Below are 17737 nucleotides of genomic sequence, written 5' to 3'. Positions count from 1 at the left end.
GAAACTCACCCGGCCCGGTGGAGCGGGCCGTACGACGCTCCGGTCGCACGGCCCGGCGGCCGTTCAGCCCGGCAGGCTCACTTGCCCTCGTACGGGTAGAAGCCGCGGCCGCTCTTGCGGCCCAGGTCACCGGCGGTGACCATGCGGGCCATGATCTCCGGCGCGGCGAACTTCTCGTCCTGGGTCTCGGTGTAGATGTTGCGGGCGGCGTGCAGCAGGATGTCCACGCCCGTCAGGTCGGCGGTCTGGAGCGGTCCCATCGCGTGGCCGAAACCGAGCCGGCAGGCGGTGTCGATGTCCTCGGCGGTGGCCACGCCCGACTCGTACAGCTTGACGGCCTCGACGACCAGCGCGGTGATCAGGCGGGTGGTCACGAAGCCGGCCACGTCGCGGTTGACCACCACGACCTCCTTGCCGACGCCCTCGGCGAAGGCGCGGGCGGCGGCCAGCGTCTCGTCGCTGGTCTTGTAGCCGCGGACCAGCTCGACCAGCTTCATCATCGGCACCGGCGAGAAGAAGTGGACGCCGACGACCGACTCCGGGCGCTCGGTGGCGGCGGCGATCCGGGTGATCGGGATGGCGGAGGTGTTGGAGGCCAGCACGGCGCCGTCCTTGGCGAGCTTGTCGAGCTCCCGGAAGACGCCCTCCTTGACCTCCATCTTCTCGAACACGGCCTCGACCACGATGTCGGCCTCGGCGACGGCGCCCAGGTCGGTGGTGGTGGTGATCCGGCCCAGCGCGGCCTCGGCGTCCTCGGCGCTCAGCTTCCCCTTGGCGACGAACTTCTGGTAGGAGGCGCGGATGCCCGCCAGGCCCCGCTGGAGCGCCTCCTCGGTGACGTCCCGCAGCACCACCGGGTGGCCGGCCTGCGCCGACACCTGGGCGATGCCGGCGCCCATCAGGCCGGCACCGATCACGGCGATCTGCTTGCTGGACGCATTGCTCATGGCTGGGTCTCCCGATGCCGTCGCCGCCCCGCGGGCGGGCCCTGAAGGCGGCTCAGGGCAGGGGTCACCGCCGGCGAGCCGCGTCGCTCGTTTCCGGGACTCTAATGCCCAAATCCCCGGTGCAGTAGCAATCGAGAGTGTGATCTGCAACCGACCTGGTCAGGCGCTCGGACGGTCGGGCGGACGGACGGACGGCCGTACGGTCAGACCGTCAGACGGTCATCCCGAGGTCCTGGGCCAGGATCGCCGCCTGCACCCGGCTGCGCAGCCGCAGCTTCGCCAGGATGCGGCTGACGTGCGTCTTGGTGGTCGCCTCCGCCATCACCAGCCGGGCCGCGATCTCCCCGTTGGACATCCCCGCCCCGATGCAGGCCAGCACCTCCCGCTCACGGCCGGTCAGCGCCCCCACCGCGGCCCTGGCCTCCGGCCCGACCGGCCGCTCGGGGCGGGCGAAGGCCCCGATCAGCCGCCTGGTCACCGAGGGCGCCAGCATCCCGTCCCCGCGCGCCACCGTGCGGATGCCCTCGATCAGGGTGTCCGCCTCCAGGTCCTTGAGCAGGAACCCGGACGCGCCCGCCCGCAGCGAGCCGTAGACGTACTCGTCCAGGTCGAAGGTGGTCAGCACGAGCACCTGGCCCGCCCCGGCGGCGACCACCTCCCGGGTCGCCGAGACGCCGTCCAGCCGGGGCATCTGAATGTCCATCAGCACCACGTCGGGCCGCAGCTCCAGCGCCAGCCGGACGGCCTCCTCGCCGTCGGCGGCCTGCCCGACCACCTCGAACTCCGGCTCGGCGCGCAGGATCATCACCAGCGCCGCCCGTACCGCCGCCTGGTCCTCGGCCACCAGCACCCGGATCGTCATGCCCGCCCCTCGTTCCCGTGGGCGCGCGGCAGCACCGCGCGCACGCTCCAGTACCCGTCCTTCGGCCCGGCCTCGAAGCTGCCGCCGAGCAGCCCGGTCCGCTCCGCCATGCCCACCAGCCCGGCCCGGGCGCCGGGCAGTTCGCGGCCCGGCCCGGCCCGGTAGGGACTGTCGACGGCGATCCGGAGTTCCTCGGACGCGAACTCCAGCCGCAGACTGACCAGTCCGGGCCCGGCGTGCTTGAGCGCGTTGGTCAGCGACTCCTGGACGATCCGGTACGCGGCCAGCCCGACCGGCGCCGGGAGTTCGCCGCGCTCACCGCGCTCGTCCAGCTCGAAGTCCAGCCCGACGTCCTGGCCCGCCGCCCGGGCCTTGGCCACCAGGGCGTCCACCGCGGCCAGGTCGGGTGCCGCGTACGACTCGTCCACCTCTCCCCCGCCGCTGTCCCGGAGCAGTCCGATCATGCGACGCATTTCGGCCAATCCCTGGACGCTGTTCTCCCGGATCACCGCCAGCACCTCCACCAGTGGGTCGTCCTCGGCCAGCCGGCGCCGCCTGGCCACCGACTGCGCGCCGGTGGCGTGGATCGCGACCGCCGACAGGTGGTTGGCCACCACGTCGTGCAACTCCCTTGCCATCCGCGCCCGTTCGGCGCCGATCGCCTCGCGCCGGTCCATCTCCGAGAGCAGCGCGGTCTGTTCCGCCCGCAGCCGCTCGGCCTCCGCCTCCTGCTGGTGCTTGCGCACCACGTCGCCGGTCCACACCGGCCCCAGGAAGACCAGCGCGCTGACCACCACCACCAGCAGCGCGAGGGAGGTGCCGCCGTAGATCGCCGCCAGCGTGGAGAGCGCCAGCACGGTGGCCCCGCCGGTCAGGTGCAGTATCCGGGACATCCGCGGGCTGCCGTAGAGCACCGCCGCGTACAGCAGATCGGTGTACATGATCAGCGTGGCCACCAGGTTGCCGGCGAACACGCTCCCCGCGAAGACCAACCCGCCGAGCGACACCGCCAGCACCGGCCTGGTCCGCCGGACCAGCTCCAGCCCCGCCATCACCAGCAGCGGCGGCAGCACCACCCAGGGCGGTACCCGGTCGGCCTGGTCGTACGCCTTGAAGACGATCAGCACCGAGCCGCCGAGCAGCCCGAACAGGGCGATCAGCTGGTCCTGCCGGCGCGGGGACAGGGCGGGGAAGGGGAGCGGCACGTTCCCATCCCACCACTCCCGCGCCCCACCCGGCTCCGGTCCACGGAGGAGACCGCTACATCGAAGGATGCAGGCCCGGACGGCACCACGCGACGACGACACCGGCGCGCCCGCGCACGAGGCTGGGAGCACCACGCAACGTCCGGGAGCAGAACGTGATCGTCACCCTCATCGTCACGGCCGAGATCTCCTTCTGGATCCTGCTCGGCCTCGGCCTCGCCACCCGCTACCTGCTCCGATGGCGCCGCACCAGCACCGCGCTGCTGGTCGGCCTGCCGGTGGTGGACCTCACCCTGTACGCCCTCACCGTCCTCGACCTGCGCGGCGGCGCCACCGCGAGCTGGACGCACGCCCTGGCCGCGAGCTACGCGGGCTTCTCGATCGGCTACGGCCCCTCGCTGGTGCGCTGGGCCGACCGGCACTTCCAGTACCGCTTCGCCGGTGGCCCCAAGCCGCTGCCCTCGCCGAAGTACGGGCCGGAGCGGACCAGGTACGAGTGGCAGTTCGCCGGCCGGACCGTCGTGTCGGCCGCGGTCACGCTCGGCCTGATCACCCTGCTCGTCCCGCTCTCCGCGGGCGCCGCCCACTTCGGCACCTTCCTCCAGTGGTACCTCAAGCTGGGCATCGCGGCCGTCGTCAACGTGGTCGTGGCCGGCTGCTACTCGCTCTGGCCCAAGGAGCCGCCGGCCGGCGTCCTGGTCGAGAACGGCCGGGTGGTCAAGGAGAAGACCCCGGCCGACCGGCTCTGAGGCGGCCGGCTCCTAGCGGTTCTCGCCCGGCACCCAGAGCACGTCGCCGCGCTCCTTGTTGGCCACCCGGGCCAGGATGAACAGCAGGTCGGACAGCCGGTTGAGGTACTTCGCGGTCAGCGGGTTGACGCTGTCGCCGTGCTCCGCGATCGCCGCCCAGGTCGAGCGCTCGGCCCGCCGCACCACCGTACAGGCCAGGTGGAGGTGGGCCGCCCCGGGCGTGCCGCCGGGCAGGATGAAGCTGCGCAGCTTCTCCACCCGCGCCAGGTACTCGTCGCAGTCCGCCTCCAGCCGGTCGACGTAGGACTGCAGCACCCGCAGCGGCGGGTACTTCGGGTCCTCCACCACCGGGGTGGACAGGTCGGCGCCGACGTCGAACAGGTCGTTCTGGACCCGGACGAGCACCGCCGTGATGTCCTCCGGCAGCTCGCCGACGGCCAGCGCCACCCCGATGGCGGCGTTGGCCTCGTTGGCGTCCGCGTACGCGATCAGCCTCGGGTCGGTCTTGGTGGTCCGGCTCATGTCGCCGAGCGCCGTGGTGCCGTCGTCGCCGGTACGGGTGTAGATGCGCGTCAGATTGACCATGCGGCCAGGGTAGCGGCCAGGTTAGGCGGCGTTAACCCGCATTACGCGACATTGACTCTCTGCCCCGGCGGGGCCGCCTCCAGCCAGGCCAGGAAGCCGGTCAGCGCGTCCTCGCTCATCGCCAGCTCCAGCGGCGCCCCGTTGTGCAGGCAGCGCAGCACCACCGATCCGGAGAGCAGGGCCAGCTCCTCCTGGCCCTCCGGGTAGCGCCGGCCGAGCACCTCGATCTCCCGGCGCGGAAGCACCTTGCGCGGGCGCGGGGCGTACGAGAAGACCCGGAACCACTCGATCGAGTCACCGCTGTAGCGGCCGATACCAAAAACCCACCCCTTGCCGTCGGTCGGGGGGACCGGGGCCGAGGTGGGTTTGCCGTTCTCGTCGAGGTCGGGCTGCGTCGAGGCGTCGGCAGGCATTTTGAGTCGGTAGCTGCAGTCGAAGGTGCCGCCGACCCGCTGGATCAGGCGGCGCCGGACGGCGAAGGCCATCAGCCCGATCACTCCCAGGGCCACGACCGCCGCACACACCACAAGCGCGAGGACCATGCTCACCTACCTCCTCGCTACCCGCGTTCCCCGTAGCGGTCGTATCAAGCGACCGCGCTGACCTACCAACTACGACGACAGTCCCGGGGTCACGCTCACGCGTCCCCGGGACCGTCGGTCGACCCCGCTAAGCCGGGGTCCGGCGCACTCAGGCGTGGGCCTTGAGGCCGCGCGCCGCGAACAGACGGACCTCGGCGCGCCGCTCGGCGTGCTCGTCCAGGTCCGCCTTGGCCTTCTCCAGTGCGCGCTCGGCACGCGCGACGTCGATCTCGTCCGCCAGCTCGGCGATCTCCGCGAGCAGAGACAGCTTGTTGTCGGCGAAGGAGATGAAGCCGCCGTGCACCGCGGCGATCACGGTGCCGCCGTCCACCGTGCGGATGGTGACGGGACCGGTCTCCAGCACGCTCAGCACCGGGGTGTGGCCCGGCATGATGCCGGTGTCACCGGAGGCCGTACGGGCGACGACGATGGTGGCCGCACCGGACCACACCTTGCGGTCGGCTGCGACCAGCTCGACGTGCAGCTCAGCCAACGTGGGCTCCTAGGCTCATGCAACGCCCGATTACTCGGGAGTTTCGGTAAGAATAACGGCCCCGCGCCTCCGGCATGAAACCGGCGGCACGGATTTGACCGGAATCACAGCCGATGCGACGTGAGGGGTGGTCCCCAGGCTCGGGGGCCACCCCTCACGGTCATGCACAGCTGCTACCGGCCGCGATTACTTCTTCGCCAGCTCGGCGGCGTTCTTCTCGAGGTCCTCGATGCCACCGCACATGAAGAAGGCCTGCTCCGGGACGGAGTCGTACTTGCCGTCCGCGATCGCGTTGAAGGCCTCGATGGTCTCCGACAGCGGCACGGTCGAACCCTCGACGCCGGTGAACTGCTTCGCCACGTAGGTGTTCTGCGAGAGGAAGCGCTCGATGCGACGGGCACGGTGCACCGTGATCTTGTCCTCTTCGGACAGCTCGTCGATGCCGAGGATCGCGATGATGTCCTGGAGGTCCTTGTACTTCTGCAGGATCCCCTTGATACGGACGGCCGTGTCGTAGTGGTTCTGCGCGATGTACCGCGGGTCGAGGATGCGGGACGTGGAGTCCAGCGGGTCGACGGCCGGGTAGATGCCCTTCTCCGAGATCGGGCGCGACAGAACGGTGGTCGCGTCCAGGTGGGCGAAGGTGGTGGCCGGCGCCGGGTCGGTCAGGTCGTCCGCGGGGACGTAGATCGCCTGCATCGAGGTGATCGAGTGACCGCGGGTCGAGGTGATGCGCTCCTGCAGGAGGCCCATCTCGTCGGCCAGGTTCGGCTGGTAGCCCACCGCGGAGGGCATGCGGCCGAGCAGGGTCGACACCTCGGAACCGGCCTGGGTGAACCGGAAGATGTTGTCGATGAAGAGGAGCACGTCCTGCTTCTCGACGTCACGGAAGTACTCCGCCATGGTCAGCGCGGACAGCGCGACGCGCAGACGGGTGCCCGGCGGCTCGTCCATCTGGCCGAAGACCAGCGCGGTCTTGTCCAGAACGCCCGAGTCGACCATCTCGTCGATGAGGTCGTTGCCCTCACGGGTGCGCTCGCCGACACCGGCGAACACCGACACACCACCGAAGTTCTCGGCGACGCGGTAGATCATCTCCTGGATCAGAACGGTCTTGCCGACACCGGCGCCACCGAACAGACCGATCTTGCCACCCTGGACGTACGGGGTGAGCAGGTCGATGACCTTGATGCCGGTCTCGAACATCTCGGTCTTGGACTCGAGGTCCTTGAACTCGGGGGCCTTGCGGTGGATCGGCCAGCGGACCTCGACCTGCTTGTCGAACTCCGCCTGGTCCACGTTCAGCACGTCGCCGAGGGCGTTGAAGACCTTGCCCTTGGTGATCTGGCCGACCGGGACGGAGATGGCGGCACCGGTGTCGGTGACCTGCGAACCGCGGACCAGGCCGTCGGTCGGCTGCATCGAGATGCCGCGGACCATGCCGTCGCCGAGGTGCTGGGCGACCTCGAGGGTCAGGGTCTTCTTGCCCGAGCCGTCGGGGTTGTCCACCTCGACGTGCAGGGCGTTGTACATGTCCGGGATCGCGTCGACGGGGAACTCCACGTCGACGACCGGGCCGATGACCCGCGCGACGCGGCCCGTCGCCGTGGTCGGCTCAACAGTGGTGGTCATACTCATTCGCTCCCGCGGCTGGCGTCAGCGAGCGCGTTGGCGCCACCGACGATCTCGCTGATTTCCTGGGTGATCTCGGCCTGACGGGCCGAGTTGGCAAGCCGCGTGAGCGACTTGATGAGCTCGCCGGCGTTGTCCGTCGCGCTCTTCATCGCACGGCGGCGGGCGGCGTGCTCGGAAGCGGCCGACTGCAGCAGCGCGTTGTAGATCCGGCTCTCGACGTACCGCGGCAGGAGCGCGTCCAGGACGCCCTCCGCCGACGGCTCGAAGTCGTACAGCGGGAAGATCTCCGACTTGGCCGGCTTCTGGTCGCTGAGCTGGACCTCGTCCAGCTTCAGCGGCAGCAGCCGCGCCTCGACCGCGTTCTGCGTCAGCATCGACACGAACTCGGTCGAGATCAGGTGGAGCTCGTCCACCCCACCGGTCTCGGCCGTGAAGGCCGCGATCAGGTCGACCGCGACGGTCTTCGCGTCACCGTACGTCGGCTTGTCCGAGAACCCCGTCCACGAGTCCGCGATCGTCAGACCGCGGAACGTGTAGTACGAGACGCCCTTGCGGCCGATGATGTACGTCACCACGTCCTTGCCCTCGGCCTTCAGGCGCTCGGTGAGCGTCTGGGCGGCCTTGATGGCGTTGGTCGAGTAGCCGCCCGCCAGGCCGCGGTCCGCCGTGATCAGCAGGACGGCGGCGCGCTTGGCGTTCGGGTTCTCGGTGGTGAGCGGGTGCTTGGCGTTGGACCGGGTGGCCACCGCCGTCACCGCCCGGGTGAGCTCGTCGGCGTACGGAGTGGAGGCGGCCACCGCGCGCTGCGCCTTGACGATGCGCGACGCGGAGATCATCTCCATCGCCTTGGTGATCTTCTTCGTCGCGGTGACAGAGCGGATCCGGCGCTTGTAGACCCGAAGCTGTGCTCCCATGGGTCGTTACGTCCTTTCCCTCGCTACCGGACTCAGGCCTGCTCGGAGAGCAGCTTGCCGTCAGCCGTCTGGTAACCCTGCTTGAAGGCCTCGATCGCGCTGGTCAGCGCGTCGACGGTGCCGTCGGCCAGCAGACCGGTCTCGACGATGCCGGCGAGCAGGTCCTTGTGCTGCAGGCGGACGTGGTCCAGGAACTCGCGCTCGAAGCGGCGGATCTCGGCGACCGGGACGTCGTCCATCTTGCCGGTGGTGCCGGCCCAGATGGAGACGACCTGCTCCTCGACCGGGAACGGCTGGTACTGGCCCTGCTTCAGCAGCTCGACCATGCGCGCACCGCGCTCCAGCTGGGCCTTGGAGGCCGCGTCCAGGTCGGAACCGAAGGCGGCGAAGGCCTCCAGCTCGCGGTACTGGGCGAGGTCCAGACGCAGGCGGCCGGCGACCGAGCGCATGGCCTTGATCTGGGCGGAGCCACCGACGCGGGAGACCGAGATACCGACGTTCACGGCCGGGCGGATGCCGGCGTTGAACAGGTCGGACTCCAGGAAGCACTGGCCGTCGGTGATGGAGATGACGTTGGTCGGGATGTACGCCGAGACGTCGTTGGCCTTGGTCTCGATGATCGGCAGACCGGTCATCGAGCCGCCGCCCAGGGCGTCGTTCAGCTTGGCGCAGCGCTCCAGCAGACGGGAGTGCAGGTAGAAGACGTCACCCGGGTAGGCCTCGCGGCCCGGCGGGCGGCGCAGCAGCAGGGAGACGGAACGGTAGGCCTCGGCCTGCTTCGACAGGTCGTCGAAGATGATCAGGACGTGCTTGCCGTCGTACATCCACTCCTGGCCGATGGCCGAACCGGTGTACGGGGCGAGGTACTTGAAGCCGGCCGGGTCGGAGGCGGGAGCGGCCACGATGGTGGTGTACTCCAGCGCGCCGGCCTCCTCCAGGGCGCCGCGGACGGACGCGATGGTGGAGCCCTTCTGGCCCACGGCGACGTAGATGCAGCGGACCTGCTTCTCCGGGTCGCCCGAGCGCCAGTTGTCGCGCTGGTTGATGATCGTGTCGACGGCCACCGCGGTCTTGCCGGTCTGGCGGTCACCGATGATCAGCTGGCGCTGGCCGCGGCCGATCGGGGTCATCGCGTCGATGGCCTTGATGCCGGTCTGCAGCGGCTGCTTGACCGACTTGCGGGCCATGACGCCGGGGGCCTGCAGCTCCAGGGCGCGGCGACCGGTGGCGGCGATGTCGCCGAGGCCGTCGATCGGGTTGCCCAGCGGGTCCACGACGCGGCCGAGGTAGCCGTCGCCGACCGGAACCGAGAGGACCTCGCCGGTGCGGCGCACGGTCTGGCCCTCTTCGATGCCGCCGAACTCACCGAGGACGACGACACCGATCTCGCGGGTGTCGAGGTTCAGCGCGAGGCCGAGCGTGCCGTCCTCGAACTTCAGCAGCTCGTTCGCCATGACCGAGGGCAGGCCCTCGACATGGGCGATGCCGTCCGCCGCGTCAGTGACCGTGCCGACCTCTTCCACAGAAGCGGCGTCCGGCTGGTACGACTGGACAAAGTCGGCCAGCGCGTCCCGGATCTCCTCCGGACGGATCGTAAGCTCCGCCATCAGGCTTCCCTGCTCTCCTAGTTTGCGATCCTCGGCCCGCCATTGAGGGCCGCAAGTATTCGACTCTCGGCCGGGTCTTGCGAACCGGCCGTACGATTTGCCGGCTCCTTGGGGAGCCGGTTTCCCGACCGAGGGTCGGATGTGCTGCTTCGGTGCTCAGCCTTCGAGCGACTGGCGAGCGCCCTCGAGGCGGCTCGACACGGTGCCGTTGATGATCTCGTCGCCGATCTGCACCCGGACGCCGCCGACGACCTCGGGGTCGACGTCGATGTTCAGGTGGACCTGGCGGCCGTACATCCGGGCCAGAGCACCGGACAGGCGCTCCTTCTGGGTGTCCGACAGCGGCACCGCGGTGGTGACCAGGGCCACCACGCGGCCGCGACGCGCGGCGGCGAGCTTCGAGTAGGACTCGAGGCCCTGCTCCAGGCTACGGCCACGCGGCACGTTGACGAGGGCGGTGACCAGCCGGACGGTGCCGGCGTTGGCGCGGCCGCCGAGCAGCTTCTTGATCAGCTCGGCCTTCGCGACGGCACCGGCCTTCGGCTCGGTCAGCGCGGCACGCAGCTCGTGCGAGCCGCTCACCACCCGACCGAAGCGGAAGAGCTCGTCCTCGACGTCGTCCAGGGCGCCGGCCTTGTCCGCGGCGATGATCTCCGCGTAGGCGGCGAGCTCCTCGGTCGCGTCCACCAGGTCGCGCGAGCCCGACCAGCGGGAGCGGACCAGACCGGAGACCAGGTCGACGGCCTCGCCGGAGACCTGACCCGTCAGCAGCGAGGTGACCAGCTGGGCCTTGTCCTGGCCCGACCGGGACGGGTCGGTCAGGACGCGGCGCAGCGACACCTCACGGTCCAGCACGGCCGTGACGGCGGTGAGCTCCTCGGCGAGCTTGGCCGCGTCCACCGAGGTGGAGTCGGTCAGGCTCTCGAGGTTCTGCCGGCCGGCGGCGAGGGCCTCGCGGCTGGCGCCGATCACTTGGCCGCACCCTGAGCAACGGCGGCCTTGGCCTCCAGCTCGTCCAGGAAGCGGTCGATGACGCCGCTCTGCCGGGTGTGGTCCTCGAGGGACTCACCCACGATGCGGGACGCCAGCTGGGTGGCCAGCGAGCCCACGTCCTGACGCAGGGCGGCAGTGGCCTGCTTCTTGTCCGCCTCGATCTGGGCGTGACCGGCGGCGACGATGGCCTCGCGCTGGCGCTGGCCCTCCTCGCGCATCTCGGCGAGCTGGGCGGCACCCTGCTCGCGAGCCTGCTCGACGATGCGGGCAGCCTCGTGGCGCGCCTCGGCGAGCTCGGCGCGGTACTGCTCAAGCAGGGCCTGGGCCTCTGCCTGGGCGGCCTCGGCGCGCTCCATCCCGCCCTCGATCGCGTCCCGGCGCTCCGACAGCACCTTCTCGATGCTGGGGAGGAGCTTCTTGCCGAGCAGACCGAAGACGATGAAGAAGCAGAGCAGGCCGATGATGATCTCGGGCCACGCGGGGAGGAGAGGGTTCATCTTCTCCTCGGACGCGAGCTGGACGATCGCCATGCTCATATCTGGACCTTCCTCAGAAAGGGTCTACGGCGGGATTACTTGTTGCCGAAGACGAACGGCATGACGATGCCGATGAGGGCGAGCGCCTCGGTCAGCGCGAAGCCGATGAACATGTTGGAACGGATGAGACCGGCAGCCTCGGGCTGGCGGGCCATGGCCTGGACACCGTTACCGAAGATCAGACCGACGCCGATGCCGGGGCCGATGGCGGCGAGGCCGTAGCCCAGGGAGGCGACGGAACCGTAGACAGTGCCCTCAGCGAGGATGCTCATTGACGTTGTCCTTTGCAGGGTGGTGAACCGGTGGTGATTGGCCACCGGGCGATCGGAAGGTGGTTCTCGGCGGGGCGGTGGCCCCGGGGCTCAGTGCGCCTCTTCCAGGGCACCGGCGATGTAGCTGCTGGCCAGCATCACGAAGATGTAGGCCTGCAGGAACTGGACCAGCAGCTCGAAGGCGGTCAGGCCGACGGCGACGATGAACGAGGCCGAGCCGTACAGCGCGCCCAGGGACGGGCTGAGCAGGTACCAGGAGGCGATGGAGAACATCACGATCAGCAGGTGGCCGGCGAACATGTTCGCGAAGGCTCGGACCGCGAGCGTGAAGGGGCGCACGAAGATGTTCGAGAAGAACTCGATCGGCACCAGGATGAACATGACCCAGCCGGGGATGCCCGACGGCCAGCAGAGGTTCTTCAGACCGCCGACGAAGCCGTGCTTCTTGAAGGTCAGCGTCATGTAGGTGATCCACACGACCGCCGCGAGGCCGGCCGGGAACGCGATCGCCGCCGTCACCGGGAACTGCGCGAACGGGATGATCGACATGATGTTCATCAACCAGATGAAGAAGAACATCGAGACGAGCATCGGGACGTACTTCTCGCCCTTCTTGCCGATCGTCTCCAGCACGATGGAGCGCTTGACGAAGTCGTACCCGATCTCGCCGACCAGCTGCAGCTTGCCGGGAACCAGGCGCGGCTTGGCGAACGCCGCCCAGAAGAACACCACGACCAGGAGCGCGACGATGATCGACAGCAGCATCGGCTTGTTGAACTCGATGCTGCCGATCGTGAAGATCGGCTTGAACTGGAACTCGTTCAGACCCGGGGCCGGGAAGCCGCAGCCAGCGTCCCCGAAGTGGCAACTGCCTGAGGCGAGGGGCGTGAGTTCAGCACTCACCACGGACTCCTTCGTCATGACGCATGGATACGGCAACCTCGGTGTGTCGGCGTGGCCTGCGGCCACGGAGCGGCACTGGAACTTGATGGGTTTCTCGCCGACCCCGCGCGCCGGTGCACTGCACCACAGCGGGATCATCGAAGACTGCGCGGATCAGGGGGGCGATCCGTCCGCTCTCCGGACAGACCAGGCCTCTTCCCGTACTCCGTTGTTGCGACGGACGATAGCAGCCCGTCAGCGCGGCATAAACACCGCCCCCCTCGTTGGGGGGACAGTCGGGCCTCGTCACTGTTGACGCCCCTTGTCGGAGGGCTTGTCGCCCTTCTTTTCGGAGGCGTCGGGGTCGACGTAGAAGGTCTTGGCCTTGAGCGCGCCGCGCACCTGGAAGCCCGTCCAGATCAGGGCGCAGCCGAGCAGGGTGAAGGCGAACGCCTGCCGGTTGAAGAGTTCGGTGTCCTTGAAGACCGCGAGCACGATGCCGACCAGCAGGATCTGCGTGGTGTACACCAGCAGCGCCGCGGCCATCATGATCTGCGGGTTCGACCTGGTCAGCCGGTCGAGCGCGATCTGACCGAAGGTGAAGAAGGCCATCACGAGGAGCGCGCCGAACAGGGCGCCGAGCAGCCCCTTCCCGCCGGCGACTGCGAAGGAGATCGCCATGGCGATGATCCCGGCGACCGCAGTGGGAATCGCGGCGCCTCGGAGGATCCGGGCGTCGGTGGACGGCATGTCGGCAGCTCCGGCGGCATGTCGATGTGGCGGGGGGACGGGCACAGCGGTGGCGGGTGACACCGGACCGAGCCATCGCCGCGGGCCGCCAGGGAGAAGCGGGCCCGGTGAGGGAGACCGACAGGGACGGAAGTCATCCACCTGTGAGGTCTTTCGGCGTGTTCTCGGTACTCGTGAACGGTATCACAAACTATTTGATGAGAGCTTTACCATGAACGTGTGGCACCTGTCACACCAACGGCGCAACGGCTCCGCCATTCGGGTGAACGGCAGCTGACCGCACCTCAACTCCCTTGTCAGCGGCGGCCGCTGGCCTCGCCCTGGTGGCCGACCGCGGTGGAGTCCACGGCCGGGTCCCTCCCGGCTTCACCGAGGAGTTGCTTGTCCTTCGCCGACAGTTCGGCCATCGGACCGCTCTGGTGCCGGCGGTAGCGCGGGGGGAGGAAGGACTGCACCGCCCGCGGGGCGCGCGGCCGGAACCACGGGGTGAGCAGCACGACCAGGCCGACCAGGCAGAGGCCGGCGAGCGTCAGGACGACGGTGCGGCCGGTGTTGGTCACCGAGAAGGCCACCGAGCCGAAGGCGATCAGCGCGGCCCAGAAGTACATGATCAGTACGGCGCGGCTGTGCGAGTGGCCGACCTGGAGCAGCCGGTGGTGCAGGTGGCGCTTGTCCGCGGCGAACGGGGACTGGCCGGCCCAGGTGCGGCGCACCACCGCGAGCAGCAGGTCGGCCAGCGGCAGCGCGATGACCGTCAGCGGCAGCAGCAGCGGGATGTAGATCGGCACCAGGGCGTGCACGGCGGCGGTCTGCGAACCGGCCTCGTTGCTGATCAGGTCCGGGTCGACCCGGCCGGTGATGGAGATCGCGGCGACCGCCAGCATCAGGCCCAGCATCATCGAGCCGGAGTCGCCCATGAAGATCCGCGCGGGGTGCATGTTGTGCGCCAGGAAGCCCAGGCACATGCCGATCAGCAGCACGCTGAACAGCACGGCGGGGGCCGCGTCGGAGATCGTGTAGCCGTACCAGAGCCGGTAGCTGTACAGGAAGAACGCCATCGCTGCGATGCAGACCATGCCGCCGGCCAGGCCGTCCAGGCCGTCGATGAAGTTCACCGCGTTGACCATGACGACGACCAGGGTGACCGAGATGATCATGCCCTGGGTCGGGGTCACCGCGACCGGGCCGAACCCGGGCACCGGGAGGGTGATCACCGTGACGCCCTGCCAGACCATCACACCGGCGGCGATCATCTGACCGCCGAGCTTCACCAGCGCGTCCACGCCCCACTTGTCGTCGAGCACCCCGAGCAGGAACATGATCCCGGCACCGGACAGCAGCGCGCGGATATCGGTGCCCTGCGAGAACACCTTGCTCAGGTTGTCGAGCTGGGAGGCGACCAGGATGCCCGCGCAGAGTCCGCCGAACATCGCGATGCCGCCGAGCCGCGGCGTGGGCTCGCGGTGCACGTCGCGGGCGCGCACCGGGGGCATGGCACCGGCGGCGATGGCGAACTTCCGGACCGGGCCGGTCAGCAGGTAGGTGACGGCGGCGGTGCAGAACAGCACCAGCAGATACTCACGCACCACTGGCCTCCTGCATCACTGTCGAACGGGGAAGTACCGAAGGTACTCCCCTGCCTTCCCGGGGTTCGAGGTGCGTCGCCACGGCACACACCTTATTGAGTCGGACGCCGGGACCACGCATCGCGGTTCGCCCTCCCGGGTAGGAGTTTCGAATGCCCGCGCGAGCGCTCCGTCAGGCCCGGCCGGCGAGGGCCAGCGCCAGCTCCCGCACCCGCGCCGCGGCCGGGGCGACGGCGCCGCCGGCGAGCACCCGCGCGATCAGCCCGGCGATCTCGGCCAGTTCCGGCTCCCCCATTCCCTGGCTGGTCACCGTGCCCGTGCCCAGCCGGATGCCGGAGGTCTCGGCGGCCGGCGCCGGGTCGTACGGCAGTGCGCACTTGCCCAGCAGCAGCCCGGCCGCCGCGCAGCGGCGCTCGGCCTCCGCGCCGCTGATGCCGAGCGGGCTGACGTCGGCGGTCACCAGGTGGGTGTCGGTCCCGCCCGTCAGAGGGCGCATACCGGCCTCTGCGAGCCCCGCGGCGAGCACCCGCGCCCCGGACACCGTCCGCTGCGCGTACGCCCGGTATTCGGGCCGGGAGGCCTCCGCGAGGGCCACCGCCTTGCCGGCCACCTCGTTCATCGCCGCGCCGCCCTGGCTGAACGGGAACACCGCCCGGTCGATCCGCTCGGCCAGCTCCGCGGTGCACAGCAGCAGTCCGCCGCGCGGACCGCGCAGCAGCTTGTGGGTGGCCGCGACGGTGACGTCCGCGTACGGCACCGGGGAGGGCGCCACCCCGGCCGCGATCAGCCCGGTGGTCTGCGCGACGGTGGCGACCAGGTAGGCGTCCACCTCGTCGGCGATCTCCCGGAACGCCGCCCAGTCCGGGTGCCGGGGGTGGGAGATCGAGCCCGCCACGAGGGCCTTGGGGCGGTGCTGCCGGGCCAGGTCGCGGACCTGGTCCAGGTCGATCAGCCCGTCGTCCTCGCGCACGCCGTAGCCGGTGAAGTCGAACCAGCGGCCGGAGAAGTTGGCGCGCGAGCCGCAGCTGAGGTGGCCACCGTGCTCCAGCGACATCGCCAGCACCCCGTCACCGGGCCGCAGCAGCGCCGCGTACGCAGCCAGCATCGCCGAAGTCGCCGACCGGGGCTGGACGTTGGCGTGCGGGGCGGCGAACAGCTCGCGGGCCCGGTCGATCGCCAGCAGCTCGGCGGCGTCCGCCAGCGCGCAGCCGGTGTGGTGCCGGCGGCCCGGGTAGCCCTCGGCGTACTTGTCGATCAGCGGGCCGGTGAGCGCCGCCAGGACGGCCGGGCTGGTCAGGTTCTCCCCCGCCAGCAGCTGGATCGTTTCGGCGCGCCGCTCGGCCTCCGCGGCCAGCAGGTCGGCCAGCTGCGGATCGGCGCGGTGCAGCGCCTCGGACACCCGGGGGCGCCCGGTCGTCGAGGTCGGGCCGGTCGCGGCATCAGTGACGGTCATGGCGGGGCTCCCGGACGCTGCGGGGACTGTGTCACCCAGCGTAGGACCGTCGTCGCCGCCCGGCCTGCCGAGCCGCGACCGGACGACCCATTCGGCGCCGGGGCCCGCGTCCTGCGCCCACGTCCGGGGCCCGTCGACGACGGGGCCCGGGGGCGTCAGCGCGGCGCGGGGACGCCGGTGAGCGCGGTGACCACCGGGTCGACCGCGTGGAATATCTCCTCGCCGCAGTTGCGGAACATGCCGATCGGCGCCCCGTACGGGTCGTCCAGCTCGTCCGACTCCGGGGTGGCGGCCAGCAGCCAGCCGCGCAGCGCGGCGGCCGCCCGGACCAGCGCGCGGGCCCGCTCGGTCACGTCGGCGCCGCGCCGGGGGTCCGGCAGGGTGCCCGGGTCTATCGTCCGCACCAGGCGGGTGAACTCCTTCAGCGTGAAGGTGCGCAGGCCCGCCTCGTGGCCCATCGAGATCACCTGGGCCCGGTGGTCCAGCGTCGCGGTGAGCACCAGGTCGGCCTCGACCACGTGCTCGTCCAGCAGCTCGCGGCCGGTGAAGCCACCGCTGTCGGCGCCGTACTCGTCCAGCACGGTCGCGGCGTGGTCCTCCATCGGCGCGCCCACGTGGCCCCAGGTGCCGGCGCTCTCGACCAGGATCCGCCCGGCCACCCGGGGGCTCAGCCGGGTGTCCAGCTCACGCCGGGTCAGCCGCTCGGCGATCGGCGAGCGGCAGATGTTCCCGGTGCAGACGAACAGGATCCGGAAGTGGTCCAGCGGCCTGGGGCCCACACTCAGGTACGGCGCCATGCCCGGCCCGGAGTGGAGCGAGGCGGTGGGCGTCAACTGCCGGCCTCCAGGTCGGGGACGACCTCCCTCAGCTGCTCGACGCTGATCGCACCGGCCCGCAGCAGGACCGGGACCTTGCCGGTGACGTCGACGATCGACGAGGTGGCGGAGTCCACGGCCGGCCCGCCGTCCAGGTAGACCGAGATCGCGTCGCCGAGCTGGGCCTGCGCCTCGTCGCAGGTCAGCGGGGAGGCCCCGCCGATCCGGTTGGCGCTGGAGACGGCCATCGGGCCGGTGGCGTTCAGCAGCTCGATGGCGACCGGGTGCAGCGGCATCCGGACCGCGACGGTGCCGCGGGTGTCGCCGAGGTCCCAGCGCAGCGAGGGCTGGTGCCGGGCGACCAGGGTGAGCCCGCCGGGCCAGAAGGCGTCGACCAGCTCCCAGGCCTGCTCGGAGAAGTCGGTGACCAGGCCGTGCAGGGTGGTCGGCGAGCCGACCAGCACCGGGGAGGGCGTGTTGCGGCCGCGACCGCGGGTGGCCATCAGCTCGCCGACGGCCTCCGGGGAGAAGGCGTCCGCACCGACCCCGTACAGGGTGTCGGTGGGCAGCACGACGAGTTCGCCGCGGCGGATGGCCGAGGCGGCCTCGCGCAGACCGGTGGCGCGGTCCCCGGCGTCGGCACAGTCGTAACGGCGGCTCATCGGTGCGGTCCCCTTCCGGAGTGGCTCATGGCGTTACAGCACGGCCTTACGAGCAGTCGTACGGTGCTTGGCGTTCACGACCCGACCCTTCGGGCGGTCGTACGGTGCTCGACTGTTCACGACCCGACCCTTCGGGCGGTCGTACGGTGCTCGACTGTTCACGACCCGACCCTTCGGGCGGTCGTACGGTGCTCGACTGTTCACGACCCG

19 protein-coding genes are annotated in these 17737 nt (G+C 70.4%); 1 reads left to right on the top strand and 18 read right to left on the bottom strand.

What is annotated here, in order from left to right:
- Positions 1 to 77: 77 nt before the first annotated feature.
- From ACWDBB_RS24225 to ACWDBB_RS24215, 3 genes are all read right to left on the bottom strand, one after another.
- Entirely contained in the window at positions 78 to 947 is an 870-nt protein-coding gene (locus ACWDBB_RS24225) for a 3-hydroxyacyl-CoA dehydrogenase family protein (RefSeq protein ID WP_449791593.1), read from the bottom strand.
- A gap of 211 nt (positions 948 to 1158) precedes the next feature.
- On the bottom strand, positions 1159 to 1809 hold the full coding sequence (locus tag ACWDBB_RS24220) for a response regulator (RefSeq protein WP_449791592.1): 651 nt from the start codon (positions 1807 to 1809) through the stop codon (positions 1159 to 1161).
- Complete coding sequence (locus tag ACWDBB_RS24215; RefSeq protein WP_449791591.1) at positions 1806 to 3014, bottom strand: sensor histidine kinase; 1209 nt, start codon at positions 3012 to 3014, stop codon at positions 1806 to 1808. Before ACWDBB_RS24215 ends, ACWDBB_RS24220 begins: the two co-directional genes overlap by 4 nt.
- Positions 3015 to 3169: 155 nt before the next feature.
- On the opposite strand from ACWDBB_RS24215, the gene ACWDBB_RS24210 reads away from it, so the two are divergent.
- Complete coding sequence (locus ACWDBB_RS24210; protein WP_449791590.1) at positions 3170 to 3763, top strand: hypothetical protein; 594 nt, start codon at positions 3170 to 3172, stop codon at positions 3761 to 3763.
- 12 nt (positions 3764 to 3775) lie between these two features.
- Here the strand turns inward: ACWDBB_RS24210 and ACWDBB_RS24205 are convergent, their stop codons facing one another.
- The 15 genes from ACWDBB_RS24205 to ACWDBB_RS24135 all read right to left on the bottom strand — a co-directional run bounded on the left by ACWDBB_RS24205 (position 3776) and on the right by ACWDBB_RS24135 (position 17527).
- Positions 3776 to 4348, bottom strand: coding sequence for a cob(I)yrinic acid a,c-diamide adenosyltransferase (locus ACWDBB_RS24205; RefSeq protein WP_392873091.1), 573 nt, complete (start codon positions 4346 to 4348; stop codon positions 3776 to 3778).
- 41 nt (positions 4349 to 4389) lie between these two features.
- On the bottom strand, positions 4390 to 4890 hold the full coding sequence (locus ACWDBB_RS24200; protein ID WP_030057523.1) for a DUF2550 domain-containing protein: 501 nt from the start codon (positions 4888 to 4890) through the stop codon (positions 4390 to 4392).
- Positions 4891 to 5038: 148 nt separating this feature from the next.
- Positions 5039 to 5422 carry a F0F1 ATP synthase subunit epsilon gene (locus ACWDBB_RS24195; RefSeq protein ID WP_396247040.1) on the bottom strand — a complete coding sequence of 128 codons (384 nt, stop codon included), beginning with the start codon at positions 5420 to 5422 and terminating at the stop codon, positions 5039 to 5041.
- Between the two features lie 186 nt (positions 5423 to 5608).
- On the bottom strand, positions 5609 to 7054 hold the full coding sequence (gene atpD, locus ACWDBB_RS24190; protein WP_449791589.1) for a F0F1 ATP synthase subunit beta: 1446 nt from the start codon (positions 7052 to 7054) through the stop codon (positions 5609 to 5611).
- Positions 7055 to 7056: 2 nt separating this feature from the next.
- On the bottom strand, positions 7057 to 7971 hold the full coding sequence (locus ACWDBB_RS24185) for a F0F1 ATP synthase subunit gamma (RefSeq protein WP_449791588.1): 915 nt from the start codon (positions 7969 to 7971) through the stop codon (positions 7057 to 7059).
- A 32-nt stretch (positions 7972 to 8003) separates the two neighbouring features.
- A complete protein-coding gene (atpA, locus tag ACWDBB_RS24180) occupies positions 8004 to 9578 on the bottom strand; it encodes a F0F1 ATP synthase subunit alpha (RefSeq protein WP_396303043.1) in 1575 nt (524 codons plus the stop codon).
- Positions 9579 to 9734: 156 nt separating this feature from the next.
- Positions 9735 to 10550, bottom strand: a complete 816-nt coding sequence (locus tag ACWDBB_RS24175; RefSeq protein WP_359830929.1) for a F0F1 ATP synthase subunit delta — start codon at positions 10548 to 10550, stop codon at positions 9735 to 9737.
- A complete protein-coding gene (locus ACWDBB_RS24170) occupies positions 10547 to 11101 on the bottom strand; it encodes a F0F1 ATP synthase subunit B (protein ID WP_359830931.1) in 555 nt (184 codons plus the stop codon). The genes ACWDBB_RS24175 and ACWDBB_RS24170 overlap by 4 nt, the downstream gene beginning before the upstream one ends.
- A 41-nt stretch (positions 11102 to 11142) precedes the next feature.
- Positions 11143 to 11379 carry an ATP synthase F0 subunit C gene (gene atpE, locus ACWDBB_RS24165; RefSeq protein WP_031074289.1) on the bottom strand — a complete coding sequence of 79 codons (237 nt, stop codon included), beginning with the start codon at positions 11377 to 11379 and terminating at the stop codon, positions 11143 to 11145.
- Positions 11380 to 11469: 90 nt separating this feature from the next.
- Positions 11470 to 12300: a F0F1 ATP synthase subunit A gene (gene atpB, locus ACWDBB_RS24160; RefSeq protein WP_449791587.1), complete on the bottom strand. Its 831-nt coding sequence runs from the start codon at positions 12298 to 12300 to the stop codon at positions 11470 to 11472.
- A 267-nt stretch (positions 12301 to 12567) separates the two neighbouring features.
- Positions 12568 to 13011: a hypothetical protein gene (locus ACWDBB_RS24155; protein WP_392913608.1), complete on the bottom strand. Its 444-nt coding sequence runs from the start codon at positions 13009 to 13011 to the stop codon at positions 12568 to 12570.
- A 296-nt stretch (positions 13012 to 13307) separates the two neighbouring features.
- Complete coding sequence (locus tag ACWDBB_RS24150) at positions 13308 to 14597, bottom strand: MraY family glycosyltransferase (protein ID WP_449791586.1); 1290 nt, start codon at positions 14595 to 14597, stop codon at positions 13308 to 13310.
- A 172-nt stretch (positions 14598 to 14769) separates the two neighbouring features.
- Entirely contained in the window at positions 14770 to 16050 is a 1281-nt protein-coding gene (locus tag ACWDBB_RS24145; RefSeq protein ID WP_449791585.1) for a serine hydroxymethyltransferase, read from the bottom strand.
- Between the two features lie 155 nt (positions 16051 to 16205).
- Positions 16206 to 16847 carry an arsenate reductase/protein-tyrosine-phosphatase family protein gene (locus ACWDBB_RS24140; protein WP_392874204.1) on the bottom strand — a complete coding sequence of 214 codons (642 nt, stop codon included), beginning with the start codon at positions 16845 to 16847 and terminating at the stop codon, positions 16206 to 16208.
- Between the two features lie 32 nt (positions 16848 to 16879).
- On the bottom strand, positions 16880 to 17527 hold the full coding sequence (locus ACWDBB_RS24135; RefSeq protein ID WP_392873119.1) for an L-threonylcarbamoyladenylate synthase: 648 nt from the start codon (positions 17525 to 17527) through the stop codon (positions 16880 to 16882).
- Positions 17528 to 17737 lie beyond the last annotated feature (210 nt).

The organism is Kitasatospora sp. NPDC001095 (assembly GCF_053598615.1).
Note: the sequence above shows the minus strand (reverse complement) of the source record. Positions and strands in the feature narration are given on the sequence as shown.